Below are 14,478 nucleotides of genomic sequence, written 5' to 3' on the forward strand. Positions count from 1 at the left end.
TGCGACGTCACACGAGATGACGCTTCAGCCTGGCCGGTGGCCCGGGAGGTTCCCGCCGGATGGTGCACCAATCCGACCGGGCCCCTCGCCCGGGGGATGCTTTTCGATCATTGGCGATCGTCCAACATCCCCGCCGTTTTGTTCGCCCCGCCGTCTGGCATGTTCGCGACGGCGTGGGCGCCTTGTCTGTGTGCCTCTGAGGCACGTCCTTCCGATCGGGGTATCCAGTCCTGGGGCATCCGACCCCAAAACCTTCGTCCAGCCCCTCGTCCGGAGGGAGACCGTTGCAGCGGGCCGGGGATTTGTGCCTGCGACAGCACTCGCCCCCGGCGCCGGCCCCGCCTCGCCTGACATCGCATCGTCAGGTGTATCCGAGGGCGGGACGGGGAATAGGGTAAAGCGGTGGAAATGGGCGGGGATGAAAAAACATGTCGGCGATTGATTTTGTTGGGGAATCGCTGCGGCGCGTCCCCCTTTTTTTAGAAGTTTACATGTGCCTTCATCGGATCACTTACGATTGCGTTGTGAATCGGCTGCTACATCAACTTGTATAGACTCAATTAGTCAGAGTACGCTCCGCATAAGATGATTGCGTGTTCGTCACACATGTGGAGACTGCCATGCCAACTCTAAGGCGCTTTATAATAAAGAATTTTCGAGGCATTAAGAGCGCGGAAATAAATGTAGATGTGCGAAAGAACGCGAACGTAATTACGCTAATAGGTCTCAACGAAAGCGGAAAAACTACGATACTTGAGGCCTTGTCCCATTTTTCGACTGGGGATCGAACAATACCAAATCTGGTTGCTCGATCAGAAAGGAAGGAGCACCTTATATCGCTTATACCCATAGATCGGCGAGCCGCATTCACAGACAGCATAAAAATTACTGCTGAAATTGGATTTCCTGAAGGAGAGTTCCAAAAGTACGTTGATAGAGCCAAATTGAGGTTCTCAAAGGATCTGCGCGTCAAGAGTCCTATCGAAAAGATATCCGTAGCTAAGTGCTTTGAATACAAAGATAGTTCTTATGTAAGGCAAATGAGCTATTGGAGCGGCATAGACCTTGAGGTTAAGGATGCCGGTAAAAAAAAGTACGTCGATTACGTGTCGCCGGAAGATAAAACAGTAGATAATGATGTTTGGCTCTGGATTGTTGAAGAGATAGAAAAGGAACTTTTCGAGCTTGTATATTTTCCGACATTTATAGTTGATATGCCGAATAGAATATATCTGGAAGAACACGACAACGAAAGTGCTATCAATTTATACTATAGAAAGGTGATAGAAGATATTTTGGCTAGTTTGGATGAGGGTATAGACCTCAAGCGGCACGTCGTTCAAAGGCTGAAAGATGCAAAGAGATTAGACGCCACCCCGAATTGGTTTTCAATTTTCTTTGGAAAGCCAGAACGTAGCTTGGTTGACTCGGTTCTTAACAAAATACAAGCAGCAATCAATCGCGAAGTTATCGGAAGCTGGGCCAAGGTTTTCAAGGGCTCGGCGACGTCAAGAAGCGTCAAGCTTGAATGGAATGTCGATAGCCAAAAACAAGATATGGCTTATCTGTCTTTTGCAATTTCCGACGGGCAGTCGACGTATGCTATTCACGAGCGGTCATTGGGTTTTAGGTGGTTTTTCTCTTATCTACTTTTTACGCAATTTAGATCTAAATCAAAAAAGAAGACAATATTTTTGTTTGATGAGCCGGCGGCAAACCTTCATGCAAAAGCCCAAAGTCAACTTATGGAAAGTATAGCTAGAATTGTTGGTGGAGGAAACAAGGCTATATACTCTACTCATAGCCCTCATATGATAAATCCGGCTTGGTTGAGCGATGCATTTATCGTCGAGAACAAGTCTGTGAACATAGAGAAGCATGAGGATATTTATGGTATGGAAATGAAGGCAAACGATATACATGCGGTTGGATACGGCGAATTTGTGAGTAAATTCCCCGAGAAAACCACCTACTTTCAACCTGTTTGGGAGAAGCTTCTATATGAGATTCCGCCAATTGTGGGATCTGGTCCGTATTTATGCGTTGAGGGGATATCGGATTTTCACTTATTCTATTACGTCAGAAATCTTAACGATCAGAAATTTAAATTTTCTATAGTTCCTGGCGTTGGTGCAGGCGGATTTGAAGCTACTTTGCCGTCGCTATACGGCATCGGCGCTCAGTTCATACTTCTTTTGGACGACGACACACAGGGAAGAAAAGAAAAAGTTAGATACATTGAAAAAGGAATATTATCCGAGGATCAGGTCTATACTCTCGCTGATGTGAACCCTGAGTTTGCGGGCCGCCGACTTGAGGAGTTAATCACGGCTGGCTCCATGTCCCTCATCAAAGGCCGTTTCTCAGGCAAATCTGGTAAGAAGCAAGTTGGAATGTACCTTGCCGAGATAGCGAGTTCCGGTGCGAAAGGTTCTCTGGACACTGAAACGATCGCCAACGGTGAGATTGTGTTGCATTGGTTCGCTGACAAAATATCGAAGTAAGCATTCGGTGATTGTTTTCTAGAAACTACAAGCGCCTCACCACCCACACCAACCCAACCACCAATGCCACCATCACATCCCGCACCAGCCATCTCACGCTGCGGGAACGGCTGCGCCAGCCGGCGGTCATGTAACTGAGGATATCCGAGAGCAGGTTTGCCAAGTCTTGCATGGTGGCCGTTTTGCCCCTCTCTTGGAATTTCTAGCACTTAACTGCGCTAAGATGCTGAAATTCCGTTCTCCCCCGCAAGGGGGGAGATAACGTCACCGCCCCGGCCGTCCCGTTTTGCCCTTCGTCCTTGCCTTGCGCTTGCCGTCACCCGGATCCTCGTAGGAGCCGGCGCCAGCGCGGGCGCGGATGATGGGGCGAGGGTCGTCTGCACCCCTCACCAAGTTCGCCTCGCCAATCGGCTTCGCCTCTTGGGGCGAACTATCCTCCCCCACGATTTGAGAGGCGGGGGGAGAGGAAGACTTCGGCTTCTCGGGCAGTTTGCCGGTCACCGGTTTTTCGGTGCGGCCGACGGTCATTTCGTCGAGGGTGTTCTTGCGGAAATAGGAGCTTTCCGGGCCGGATTTCGGCAGGGGCACGGCGCCGTCGGTGCCGGGGCCCATGTCGTCGATATGGGGTTTGGAGAAATAGCTGCCCTTGCCTTCCGGGGCGCCCGACTTGTTGCGGCCTGAGGTGGAGATGCGGGGTTGGGTGTCGCCGTCGGTTTTGGGTCCTCGGGTCAAGCCCGAGGATGACGACGGAGGGGGCGGCGCCAAGTTTTTCCCTCTCGCGCCTTCGGCGCTCGACGCCTCTTGCCTGGCGATCGGGTCGTCCATGGCGGCGAGTTCGACGGCCTTGAGGCGTTTGATTTCGTCGCGCAGGCGGGCGGCCTTTTCGAAGTCGAGGTCGGCGGCGGCGTTGCGCATGTCTTTTTCGAGCGCGTTGAGATGGGCCTGGAGGTTGTTGCCGACGAGGTGGCCGCCATCGGCGAAGCCTTTGCCGGAGACGCCGGAGATGTCGGCGCGGACGTGGTCGCGTTCGTAGACGCTATCGAGGATGTCGGAGATGCGGGCCTTGACCGATTCCGGCGTGATGCCGTGTTCGGTGTTGTAGGCCATCTGCTTTTCGCGGCGGCGGGACGTCTCGTCCATGGCGCGCTGCATCGAGCCGGTGATCTGGTCGGCATAGAGGATGACCTTGCCGTCGACGTTTCGCGCGGCGCGGCCGATGGTCTGGACCAACGAAGTTTCCGAGCGGAGGAAACCTTCCTTGTCGGCATCGAGGATGGCGACGAAGCCGCATTCGGGGATGTCGAGGCCTTCGCGGAGCAGGTTGATGCCGACGAGCACGTCGAAAGCACCCAAGCGGAGATCGCGGATGATCTCGATGCGCTCCAGCGTGTCGATGTCGGAATGCATGTAGCGGACGCGCACGCCCTGTTCATGCAGGTATTCGGTGAGGTCTTCGGCCATGCGCTTGGTGAGCACAGTGACGAGGGTGCGGTAGCCCTTGAGCGCCGTTTCGCGGATTTCGCCCAGCACGTCGTCGACCTGGGATTTGGCCGGGCGGATTTCGACCGGCGGGTCGATGAGGCCGGTGGGGCGGATGACCTGTTCGGCGAAGACGCCGCCGGCTTCTTCCATTTCCCAGCTCCCGGGGGTGGCGGAGACGGCGACGGTCTGGGGGCGCATGGCGTCCCATTCCTCGAAGCGCAGCGGGCGGTTGTCCATGCAGGAGGGCAGGCGGAAGCCGTATTCGGCGAGCGTCGCCTTGCGGCGGAAGTCGCCTCGGTACATGCCGCCGATCTGGGAGACGGAGACGTGGCTTTCGTCGATGAAGAGCAGGGCGTTGTCGGGGATGTATTCGAACAGCGTCGGTGGCGGCTCGCCGGGCTTGCGGCCGGTGAGGTAACGCGAATAGTTCTCGATGCCGGCGCAGGAGCCGGTGGCTTCGAGCATTTCGATGTCGTAGCGGGTGCGCTGTTCCAGCCGCTGGGCTTCGAGCAGGCGGCCGCCCTTTTCGAGCTCGGCAAGGCGGATTTTCAGCTCGTCCTTGATCGACTTGATCGCGCCGTTTAGGGCGGGGCGCGGCGTGACATAGTGGCTGTTGGCGTAGATCTTCACCGACTTCATGTCGCCGGTCTTCTTGCCGGTGAGCGGGTCGAATTCGGTGATGCTCTCGATCTCGTCGCCGAAGAGGGTGATGCGCCAGGCGGCATCCTCCAGGTGGGCGGGGAAGAGTTCGATCGTGTCGCCGCGGACGCGGAAGGAGCCGCGGACGAAGTTGATGTCCTGGCGCTTGTATTGCTGGGCGACGAGGTCGGCGAGCAGCTGGCGCTGGTCGATGCGGTCGCCGACCGACATCTGGAAGGTCATGGCGGTGTAGGTTTCGACCGAGCCGATACCATAGATACAGGAGACCGAGGCGACGATGATGCAGTCGTCGCGCTCGAGGATGGCGCGGGTGGCGGCGTGGCGCATGCGGTCGATCTGTTCGTTGATCGAACTCTCCTTCTCGATGAAGGTATCCGAGCGCGGCACATAGGCTTCCGGCTGGTAGTAGTCGTAATAGGAGACGAAATATTCCACCGCGTTGTCGGGGAAGAAGTTCTTGAACTCGGAATAGAGCTGGGCGGCGAGCGTCTTGTTCGGCGCGAGGATGACGGCCGGGCGCTGGGTCGCTTCGATCACCTTGGCCATGGTGAAAGTTTTTCCGGAACCGGTGACGCCGAGCAGGACCTGAGTGCGGTCATTGTTGGAGAGGCCCTCGACGAGGTCCTTGATCGCGGTCGGCTGGTCGCCGGCGGGCTCGAAATCGGAAACCATGCGGATCTCGACGCCGCCTTCGGATTTCGCCGGCCGGGCCGGGCGGTGGGGCATCCAGAGTTCGCCGTTCTTGAACAGCGGGTTGCCGCTTTCGATCAGGGCGGTGAGGGCTTCGACCGTGGCCGTGACGGCGCCGGGGGCGAGCGACTGGGCGTCTTCCAGCGACATGTCCATGCCGGCCACGGGGTTCAAGCCGGCGGCGGCGCGGGTGGCGGGATCGGAGGAGGCGCCGATCGAGACGCCGCGGGAGGTTTTGGTCGAGGTCGTATTCTTGGCGGTGGGTTTGGTGGTCGCCTTTTCGAGCGCCACCTTCTCCGCATGGCGGCGGGCCTCGATCTCGATCTTCTTGCGGTGTTTGCCGGCCTTCGAGGCGAGTTCGCGCTGGCTTTCGACGGTCGACGCCTCGGCTTCCGCCTCCAGCTGCTTCACCCAATCGGAGACGGATCCTCCCAGAGGGGCGCCCTCGAACGGGGCTTGCGGGGCTTCCTCGAAACCATTCGAGGGGGCGGAGGATTTGGGAGATTTGGCCATGGCCGGAATATGGAGAAGGGCGGCGGCAAAGGGAAGAGGCGGCAGCTGAGAATTGGAACGAAAACGCAACGGGTGGCAAGGGTTATGGCCAGCGTGGTGGCAGGAGGGTGGGGACGTCAGTGCTTGAAGATGTTGTCACGATGCCAGTCGAGATAATGCGGATGCGGGCGTAGGTGTGGCGCGGTCGGGACACGAGCCTTGCCGTCCTTGACGAGCAGGTGGGAAATGTCCTCGTTCAAATGGCGAGATTGCAGGATGGTGAGATCATCGGCCAGGGATAGCAGGCCGCGATCGAACATCCAATGGACGGTGCCTGAGAGGGCAATGCCGTTCTGGACCGAGTCATTTCCACCGCGCTCGACAGGAACGATATGGGCTGCCTCCACTTCGGGTCGGCCACCGCCATTGATGAGGCGCAGGCCGGTGAAGGCGCAGGTGCGGTCGTAGACGCGGCGGACATGCTGACGGAATTTCGCGTCGCGGAAGGGGCGGTTGATGGTGCTGGAGATGATGGGCCGATCATAGCCGTCGGCGACGTAGCCGGTTTGGTCAGGTTCACCGATCTGGAAATAGGATAGCGGATTGGTCTCAGGCGAGATCTCATCCTGCGGATCGACGCGCTGTGGCCACTCATCGGAGTCGGAGAGACCAGCGGTTACCAGTGCGGCAAATTCGGCTTCACTGATGATCCGAACGGCTTGAACGCTTCGACCGGGATTGACGATGCCATCCGGACCGACGAGTTGGCGCTCATAGCCGCCACCCTCCCGATAATCGAGGGGACGATCGAAATCGATATAGTCAGTCAATTTCGCGTAGTGATGATCAGCAAGCTCGTGATCATCCTCGATGACCGCAACTCGGGCCAGGCCAGAATAGTAGCGTCCCGGCATGCCTACAAGCGGACCGTAGTAGACGATCCAATCGCCCAGCGCCTGCCTGACACGGGAGAGGTAGGTCTTTGGAAAGTGGTAGTGCTGACCGCGGACGTCTTTATAGCCGCTTCCGTCCTTGTGGTAGAAAATCGCCTTGGCCATGTGTGTCCCGAGTCATCCGATGATGCTGCCACTATGCCGTGACATCGACGTCGCGCAACCCGGACCTGGCCCTCACGCTACAGACAGATGCTTCGACTTGCCCTTGCGCTTGAGGTTGGCGCTGGGTTGATGGCCGGCGATCCAGGTGTCGAGGGCGCTTGCGGGCATGGGGCGGGCGAAGAGGTAGCCCTGGGCGGTGCCGCAGCCGAGGCGGGCCAGAATGGCGGCGTCTTCGGGGGTTTCGACGCCTTCGACGACGATCTCCAGCGACAGGGACTGGCCGAGGCTGACCATGGCGGAGATCAGCTTCTGGTTCGTCTCGCTGCGGGCGACGTCCTTGACGAAGCTGCGGTCGATCTTAAGGCGGTCGATCTTGAGGCCGATGAGATAGGCGAGCGAGGAATGGCCCATGCCGAAATCGTCAACGGCGAGCTTGTAACCGGCTTCTTCCATCTGCTTCAGCTGGGCGTCGGCAAGAGCCGGGTCAAGAATCGCCTCTTCGGTGATTTCGATCTCCAGCGAGGCGGGATTGACGCCGTGTTCGCTGGTCACGCGGTGCAGCATGCAGGCGACGGAATACAGCGCGAATTCGCGCGGCGAGACGTTGAGGGCCACGGTCACGTCGGGCAAGCCCAACTCCGGCAGGCGGCGCACGAGCAGGCAGGCGTCGCGGGCGATGCGGGCGGTGAACTGTTCGGAGAGATGCACGGCGCGGGCGGCATTGACGATTTCCGGCGGGGAGACGAAGCCGAGCTGCGGATGCTGCCAGCGGACCAGCGCCTCGAAACCCGTGATGCGGCGCGTGACCAGATCGACCTGGGGCTGGAACCAGGCGCCGATCGCGCCCGTCTGGATGGCGCGTTCGAGATCCTGCTCGATGATCCGCCGACGCTCGGCATTCTTGCGCAGATCCGGATCGAACTCGCGCAATTGCCGGCGGTCGCTGCGTTTGGCGTCATAGAGCGCCATGTCGGCGCATGCGAGCAGTTCCTCGGCATCGCTGGCATGCTCGGGATAGGCCGCGAGGCCGACGCTGAGGCCGACGACGGTCTGGCGTTGGTACCACTGGATCGGCTGGCGGCTCGCTTCCAGGACTGAGGCCGCATGGGTCCGGGCCCGGTTGAGCGCGTCCGCCCCGCTGACGATGACGGCGAATTCGTCGCCGCCGAGACGCGCGATCAGACTGCCATCCTCGACGATCGAGGAAAGACGGGCGGCGATCGCGCGGAGCAGCGCATCGCCGGCGCTGTGACCAAGCGTATCGTTGATCGACTGGAAACGCTCGACGTCGAAAATCAGCAATGCGACCTCTTCATCGACGACCCGGGCGCGGGCGATGTCGCCGGCCAGCCGGCCGTGAAAGAAGACCCGGTTGGCAAGCCCCGTGAGCGTGTCGCGATTGGCCAGCGCCTCGAGGCGGGTGTTCTGGCGCAGGATGTCACTGTTGGCGCGGGTCAGGCTGTCGGCAAGCGCCGTTGCCTCGTGGCGGGCCACCTGGCTGTTGACGAACATGCGTTCCGCCCAGAGGCTGCGGCGGATGAAGATGAGGATCATCAGCGACAGGCAGAGCCCGATCAGCACTTCGTTGGGGCGCCACAGGCCAATGAGACTGACCATCAGTGAAATAAGGATAGGGATCGAATAGTTGAGGGCGAGCGGAGTATTGCCGATCTGCTTGATGACCGCGCCGGCCGCCATTCCGCCCATGATCAGCAACAACGAGGCGTGCTGACCGAGGGGTTCGAAATTGGTGACGGCCCAGGGCAGGGCCGCCCAGACGGTGCCGAGTGCGAGTGCTCCGAGGGACAGAATCCTGAGGGAAAACTTCGGGGCGGACAACAGAAGACCACGCCGTGTCAGCGCTTTCATCGAGTAGGCGCGGACCCCGACCATGACGAGTGCTACGCCGTACCAGATGAGGCTGGTCCAGCTTGCCTCGTGCTGCATGGAGAGGATCAAGATGCAGACGGAGAGGGTGATCAGGTTGAGTGCCAGGGTCGAGTGGTATCCATCGGCGACGTCCGCCACCTTGGCTTGCAGCACTGCCGGCATGATGTCGCCGCTTCGGCTCTCACTCAACCACATAATACAAAGCCCATACCTATCGCAATAAATACTCAATAACATGAGCGACTTAACGGTATGTTACGGCGTCTTTGCGCAATTTAACTAGAAATCACCAGCGACTTTTTGGTGGCCTGCAGGGAATGTTGTCTGCCCGTGTGGGGCGAGCTTCTGGCCGTTGCCCGTCACAGGTGAGCATGCCTCAGGTTGTGGCGAGGCATGCTATTTTCGCATGTTGGGGGCGCAAAACTCTGCAGCGCCATGATCCCCGGAATTTGATAAAGTGAAAGCGACGGACGAGCAGTGACTCGCCGGCCGTTCCCTCCGCCATCCTCCCAACTCACGAGTTCTCCATGCCGAGCTTCTCCCCCGCCGCTCTCTGGCCGATCCTGCTTCTGTCCTTGTCCAACATCTTCATGACCTTCGCCTGGTATGGGCATCTCAAATACAAGACCTCGGCGCTGTGGATCGCCATCGCCGCCAGCTGGGGTATCGCCTTCTTCGAATATTGTCTCGCCGTGCCCGCCAATCGCATTGGCTCGGAGGTCTATTCGGCAGCTCAGCTGAAGACGATGCAGGAGGTGATCACGCTGATCGTCTTCGCCGGCTTCTCTGTCTTCTTCCTGAAGGAGAGCCTGACGATCAATCATGCAATCGGCTTCGCCCTGATTGCTGCCGGCGCGGCCTTCGTGTTTCGCGGATAAAGGAGAGGCGGACGCGGGATTTCGCGCCCGTCTCTCAACCCCGAAATACATTCGTCAATTCGTCGACGCGATTGCATCCGCTTCGATGCGCCATGCCGGCAGCACGATGGCGAGCATCAACACGGTGTTGAGCAAAACGTTGACCGTCGCGCCAGCCACGAAGGAGCCGGTGCTGTCGACGAGATACCAGGCGAGGGTCGACTCGATCAGCAGCAGACGGGCCAGTCGGGGATCTGCTGGCATGAGGCGATCGATGATAAGCCACATCATGACGGCCCAGCCGACCATGACGCCGCCACTGATGGCAGCGAGTACGCGGGCCGACTCCGTGTCGATCCTCTGCGTGTCGTCGAAAGGCCAGAAGACGATATCGGCCAGCATGTTTGCCGGCCAGGCGGTGGTGGGATGCGCGCCCAGCGCGACCAGCAGCCCGAGGGCCACGATGAACAGGCTCATCATTTTGAGCCAGGATGCGGATAATGAATGTGTCATTCGATGTCTCCCTTGGTTTGAGCATCGCCATCATCCGGCGGCCGGGTGTTGCGCTCAATTACCCGGGAGGTAAGTGACGGCTTTCGCGTTCCATGGCATGACGGACCTCCTGGAGGTTCCGATGGCACTCGAATTCGCACGGCAGTTGAAGATCTGGAGAGGCCACCGGCGGATGAGCCAGTTGCAGCTGGCGCTGGAGGCGGATGTCTCTGCGCGCCACATCGCCTTTCTGGAGACAGGGCGTGCCCGGCCGAGCCAGGCGATGGTGCTGCGGCTCGGTGAAGCACTCGACATGCCGAGGGCGGAGCGCAATGTGATGCTGGATGCCGCCGGTTTCCGGCCGGCTTATGGGCGTCGAAGTTTCGACGACGAGACGCTTGCGCCGGTACGCCACGCGATCGCGCATATGATCAAGGGGCATCTGCCTTATCCGGCCTTCGTTTTCGACCGGCACTGGATCATTCTCGATGCCAATGACAGCGGGCGGGCCATGCTGTCCGGTTTTGGGCTCTCCGATGGCGACAGCTTCAGCGACTTTCTTCTTCGGCCCGGACAGGGGATGGCTCTGGTCGAGAACTGGGCCGAGGTGGCTTCCCATCTTTCCTCTCGGTTCCGTCTGGAAAGTGCCCATCTGGGCGGTGATGCCGTGCTGGACGAGGCTGCGGCAGCTTTGGCAAGGGAGGCGGGAAGCAGTTCACATGCCGGCCATGTCGACCTGCCACCGGTCGTGCCGGTGCGCTTCCGGTTTGCCGGCGGCGTCTTTCCGATGTTCTCGACGATTGCGCAATTCGGGACGGCCGAAGACATTGCGCTGGCTGATATCAAGATCGAGATGTTCTTTCCCGCAGATGCGACCACGGAGCAGTTGTTCCGGCAAATGGCCGCAGGGCAGGCTGGCTAGAGTTTCCTAGAGCGCCGGGACCGGCGTGGGCTTGCCCTCGGCATCGAGCGCCACCATGACGAAGGTCGCCTCCGTGACCTTTTGCATGACATGGGTGAGATAGCGCTGGGCCCAGGTTTCGACCTTCAGCGTCATGGAGGTGCGACCGACGCGGGCGATTTCGGTATAGACGCAGAGCGTGTCGCCGATCTTGACCGGCATGGCGAACGCCATTTCCTGCACTGCGGCAGTCACGACACGGCCGCGGGCACGCTCGGCGGCGCGTATGCCACAGGCCAGATCCATCTGCGCCATGACCCAGCCACCAAAGATGTCGCCCGCAGCGTTCGCGTCAGCAGGCATGGCCAGCGTCCTCAAGGTCAGTTCGCCGGTCGGTGTATCGCTCTGGGCGGCCATGGAATTTTTCTCCTTCACTGCGTGCAGGCGCAAGAGACCGGCATGCGAACGCGAGCGCCACTATAAATTATGAGGGATGAGAATCCGCCCCTTAAATCTCGCAGTGCAAATTTACGGACTTTAGAACTGATAAATATCAAAATTTAGCATTCTAACTATTTGGGGGTGGGCAATATGAAATCCGTGTCTCTGTCCGTGCGGCTCTATGCACTGGTCGCGCTGGCTCTGGCCGTTCTTGTGGGCGCGCTGACTTACAGCCTGTTTCAATCCTATGACATGCTGGTGCAGGAACGCCGCATCGGTCTGGCACAGATCAACGACAATGCTGTCGCGATCCTCGACAAGTATCACAAGATGGAGCAGGAGGGCACGCTGACGCGCGAGGAGGCGCAGGAGCGGGCCAAGGATGTGATCGGCGCGATGCGCTACCAGCCTGATGGTTACATGTGGATCAACGACATGCAGCCGGCCATGGTCATGCATCCGATCAAGCCGGAACTGAACGGCAATGACTTGAGCCAGAACAAGGACCCGAACGGCAAGTTCCTGTTCGTCGAGTTCGTCAATACGGTGAAGGCGGGCAAGGAAGGCTTCGTCGACTACTACTGGCCGAAGCCAGGCTTCGAAGAGCCGGTCGAGAAGCTTTCGCATGTTATCGGTTTCGAGCCCTGGGGCTGGGTCGTGGGCACCGGCGTCTATTCGGACGACCTGGCAGCGCTCTTCCGCCAGACGGCAATGCAGTATGGTGCGCTGATTGCGCTTGCCCTGATCGGCAAGCTGATCTGCGCCTATCTCGTGGTGCGCAGCGTGGTGAAGCCGATCAGCCGCCTGAAGGACTCGATGCGGGATATCGCCGAGGAAAAGGTGGACATCGAGATCGCTGATACCGGCCGTCGCGACGAAATCGGCGGCATGGCGCAGACGCTCGAAGTCCTGCGCAACAGCGTGCGCGAACGCATCGAGTTGCGCGGCCGCGAAGTCGAGCAGCAGGAGAGCCTGAACGGTGAGCGCGAGCGCAACGAACTCAACCTGCGCACATCGTCCGAGCGGCAGAACCACGCGATCAATGCGCTGGGTTCGGCGCTGGAGCGGCTGGCGGAGGGCGACCTCACCGTGCAGATCGGCGTGATCGGTTCGGACTATGAAAAGCTGCGTGACGACTTCAACCGCGCGGTGGAGTCGCTCGGTGGCGTGATCGCGGCGATCAACCAGACTAGTGACGTGGTCACGTCCTCGGCCGGCAATATCAGCGAGGCGACCAACAATCTGTCGAAGCGCACCGAGCAGCAGGCGGCGGCGCTGGAAGAAACGGCGGCGGCACTTGATGAGATCACCGCCACCGTGCGCACGGCGGCGGAACGGGCGAACGAGGCCCGCCAGATGGTGGCCGAGACCAAGTCGAGCGCCAACCGCTCCGGCGAAATCGTGCGCAATGCGGTCGATGCCATGGGCCGGATCGAGGGCTCGTCGCAGAAGATCAGCCAGATCATCTCCGTGATCGACGAGATCGCCTTCCAGACCAACCTCCTCGCGCTCAATGCCGGCGTCGAGGCGGCGCGGGCCGGCGAAGCGGGTCGCGGCTTTGCAGTCGTGGCGCAGGAAGTGCGGGAACTGGCCCAGCGCTCGGCCAATGCGGCGAAGGAGATCAAGACGCTGATCAGTGCATCGGCGGCCGAAGTCGACACCGGTGTCGGCCTGGTGCGCTCGACCGGCGAGGCGTTGATCGAGATCGAGGCGCTGGTCAACCGCGTCAACGAAAGCGTCAACACGATCGCGACCGCCGCCAAGGAACAGGCGACGGGGCTGGCCGAGATCAATACCTCGGTCAACCACATGGACCAGATGACCCAGCAGAATGCGGCCATGGTCGAGGAAACCTCGGCGGCGGGGCAGTCTCTGGCGGAGGAGAGCTACAATCTGCGCCAGCTCTTGTCGCGCCTCAAGGTCAATGCCCAGCAGGCCGTGGGCCATCGTCGGGCGGCGTAAGCGGCAGGGCAGACGAACAGCAGATAAGGGCCGGCGGAGCGATCTGCCGGCCCTTAGTTTTTGCCCCGGATTCCTCGTGGTTTTCATTCATGGCACGTTAAGCCGGAAAGCCCTATGCTGCCTGAAGTTGTCCCATAAGGGGCCATCGAGGGTGAAATGAGTTTTGTGTTTTCGTCCCTTGGCTGCCGGATCACGGCGGCTTGTTTCTCGGCCCTGATGCTATCAGGATGTTCCGGCAGTGACCGCGTTCCGTTCGCCGATGTCGGTGGGCCGCGCGCGGGCGACCAGCTCATCGGCAAGGTGGATCGGAAGCGCGACGGGCGGGTGCTCGTCGGACGCGTCGGTGATCGGCAAGCGGAGGCAGCGGCCTATGCGGCGCCGGCCGGTGCGCAGAATGTCGGGAGCGCCGGCCTCGACTATCTCGACACGCCAAACCTAGCTGAAAACGAGGCCACGCAGGCCGCGCCCATGATGGCAGCGGCTGAGCCGGGTTCGGTCGGTGACGGCCAGGGCCAGGCGATGAGCGCCATGGTCATTCCCGAAGGCGGCGTCAATATTGATGGCCAGCTCGGGATCGGCGGGGCGCCTCTCGTGTCTGATCTAAATTCTGCCGAGGTGGTGAGCCCTGTCGGGGTTCAGCCGCATGTGGTGACGCAGGGTGGGGCCATGGCGATCGCCGAGGGCACGACCAGCCAGCCGGTCGTTGATGGCATCGGCTTTGACGAGCCGACGCAGATCGTGACGGGCCCGGGCGGGGATGCGCCTCTGGTCGATGAGGTGCAGGTGGCAGAGGACCTGCCGGACGAGGGCGGGATCCTGCCGCTTTCGGCGGACAGTGGCAATTCCGGCATGGACGATCCGGTTCCGGTCTCGACGCGGCGGGTGGCGGCCTCGACGGGTGCCGGGGCGCCTGCTGGCAAGGATTGCTCGCTTTATCTCGACAAACGGAACTGCCGCTGAAGCCGAGTTTTGGCTAAATCGATAATTCGTTCATTTCCTAATCATTGGCCGCGCCCGTTACTGGCGGGGGCGTGGGCATGAGTGCGGAC

At 60.0% G+C, this 14,478-nt stretch carries 11 protein-coding genes; 6 read left to right on the forward strand and 5 right to left on the reverse strand.

From position 1 onward, the window contains the following. The first annotated feature begins 593 nt into the window (after positions 1–593). The gene (locus E9677_RS22340; protein WP_136560265.1) at positions 594–2,504 is read left to right on the forward strand and encodes an AAA family ATPase; all 1,911 of its coding nucleotides are present in this window, start codon (positions 594–596) and stop codon (positions 2,502–2,504) included. Positions 2,505–2,515: 11 nt separating this feature from the next. Next, on the forward strand, positions 2,516–2,638 hold the full coding sequence (locus tag E9677_RS25770; protein WP_268960321.1) for a hypothetical protein: 123 nt from the start codon (positions 2,516–2,518) through the stop codon (positions 2,636–2,638). Positions 2,639–2,768: 130 nt separating this feature from the next. Here the strand turns inward: E9677_RS25770 and uvrB are convergent, their stop codons facing one another. The 3 genes from uvrB to E9677_RS22355 form a co-directional block, all read right to left on the reverse strand. Beyond that, positions 2,769–5,849, reverse strand: a complete 3,081-nt coding sequence (gene uvrB, locus E9677_RS22345; RefSeq protein WP_136560266.1) for an excinuclease ABC subunit UvrB — start codon at positions 5,847–5,849, stop codon at positions 2,769–2,771. Positions 5,850–5,965: 116 nt separating this feature from the next. Further along, entirely contained in the window at positions 5,966–6,886 is a 921-nt protein-coding gene (locus tag E9677_RS22350; protein WP_136560267.1) for an HNH endonuclease, read from the reverse strand. A gap of 72 nt (positions 6,887–6,958) precedes the next feature. Continuing rightward, complete coding sequence (locus tag E9677_RS22355) at positions 6,959–8,938, reverse strand: putative bifunctional diguanylate cyclase/phosphodiesterase (protein ID WP_136560268.1); 1,980 nt, start codon at positions 8,936–8,938, stop codon at positions 6,959–6,961. Between the two features lie 365 nt (positions 8,939–9,303). Between E9677_RS22355 and E9677_RS22360 the strand changes: the two genes are divergently transcribed. Continuing rightward, complete coding sequence (locus tag E9677_RS22360; RefSeq protein WP_136560269.1) at positions 9,304–9,654, forward strand: DMT family protein; 351 nt, start codon at positions 9,304–9,306, stop codon at positions 9,652–9,654. A gap of 54 nt (positions 9,655–9,708) precedes the next feature. Here E9677_RS22360 and E9677_RS22365 read toward each other — a convergent pair whose 3' ends face one another. Continuing rightward, positions 9,709–10,146, reverse strand: a complete 438-nt coding sequence (locus tag E9677_RS22365) for a hypothetical protein (protein WP_136560270.1) — start codon at positions 10,144–10,146, stop codon at positions 9,709–9,711. A 121-nt stretch (positions 10,147–10,267) separates the two neighbouring features. On the opposite strand from E9677_RS22365, the gene E9677_RS22370 reads away from it, so the two are divergent. Continuing rightward, the gene (locus E9677_RS22370; protein WP_168801300.1) at positions 10,268–11,047 is read left to right on the forward strand and encodes an MmyB family transcriptional regulator; all 780 of its coding nucleotides are present in this window, start codon (positions 10,268–10,270) and stop codon (positions 11,045–11,047) included. Between the two features lie 6 nt (positions 11,048–11,053). On the opposite strand, the gene E9677_RS22375 is transcribed toward E9677_RS22370, so the two are convergent. Next, on the reverse strand, positions 11,054–11,443 hold the full coding sequence (locus E9677_RS22375) for an acyl-CoA thioesterase (RefSeq protein WP_136560272.1): 390 nt from the start codon (positions 11,441–11,443) through the stop codon (positions 11,054–11,056). Positions 11,444–11,617: 174 nt separating this feature from the next. Here E9677_RS22375 and E9677_RS22380 point away from each other — a divergent pair, with 174 nt between their 5' ends. Continuing rightward, entirely contained in the window at positions 11,618–13,429 is a 1,812-nt protein-coding gene (locus E9677_RS22380) for a methyl-accepting chemotaxis protein (protein ID WP_136560273.1), read from the forward strand. A 156-nt stretch (positions 13,430–13,585) separates the two neighbouring features. Continuing rightward, positions 13,586–14,389 carry a hypothetical protein gene (locus E9677_RS22385; RefSeq protein ID WP_136560274.1) on the forward strand — a complete coding sequence of 268 codons (804 nt, stop codon included), beginning with the start codon at positions 13,586–13,588 and terminating at the stop codon, positions 14,387–14,389. Positions 14,390–14,478 lie beyond the last annotated feature (89 nt).

The organism is Peteryoungia rhizophila (assembly GCF_004912145.1).
Lineage (GTDB): Bacteria > Pseudomonadota > Alphaproteobacteria > Rhizobiales > Rhizobiaceae > Allorhizobium > Allorhizobium rhizophilum.

Bases quoted from the DNA above. Each gene is read 5' to 3' on its own strand.
- E9677_RS22375 (WP_136560272.1), bottom strand. From the start codon at position 11,443: ATGGCCGCCCAGAGCGATACACCGACCGGCGAACTGACCTTGAGGACG.
- E9677_RS22355 (WP_136560268.1), bottom strand. From the start codon at position 8,938: ATGCCGGCAGTGCTGCAAGCCAAGGTGGCGGACGTCGCCGATGGATAC.
- E9677_RS22380 (WP_136560273.1), top strand. From the start codon at position 11,618: ATGAAATCCGTGTCTCTGTCCGTGCGGCTCTATGCACTGGTCGCGCTG.
- E9677_RS22370 (WP_168801300.1), top strand. From the start codon at position 10,268: ATGGCACTCGAATTCGCACGGCAGTTGAAGATCTGGAGAGGCCACCGG.
- E9677_RS22385 (WP_136560274.1), top strand. From the start codon at position 13,586: ATGAGTTTTGTGTTTTCGTCCCTTGGCTGCCGGATCACGGCGGCTTGT.
- E9677_RS22365 (WP_136560270.1), bottom strand. From the start codon at position 10,146: ATGACACATTCATTATCCGCATCCTGGCTCAAAATGATGAGCCTGTTC.
- uvrB (WP_136560266.1), bottom strand. From the start codon at position 5,849: ATGGCCAAATCTCCCAAATCCTCCGCCCCCTCGAATGGTTTCGAGGAA.
- E9677_RS22350 (WP_136560267.1), bottom strand. From the start codon at position 6,886: ATGGCCAAGGCGATTTTCTACCACAAGGACGGAAGCGGCTATAAAGAC.
- E9677_RS22360 (WP_136560269.1), top strand. From the start codon at position 9,304: ATGCCGAGCTTCTCCCCCGCCGCTCTCTGGCCGATCCTGCTTCTGTCC.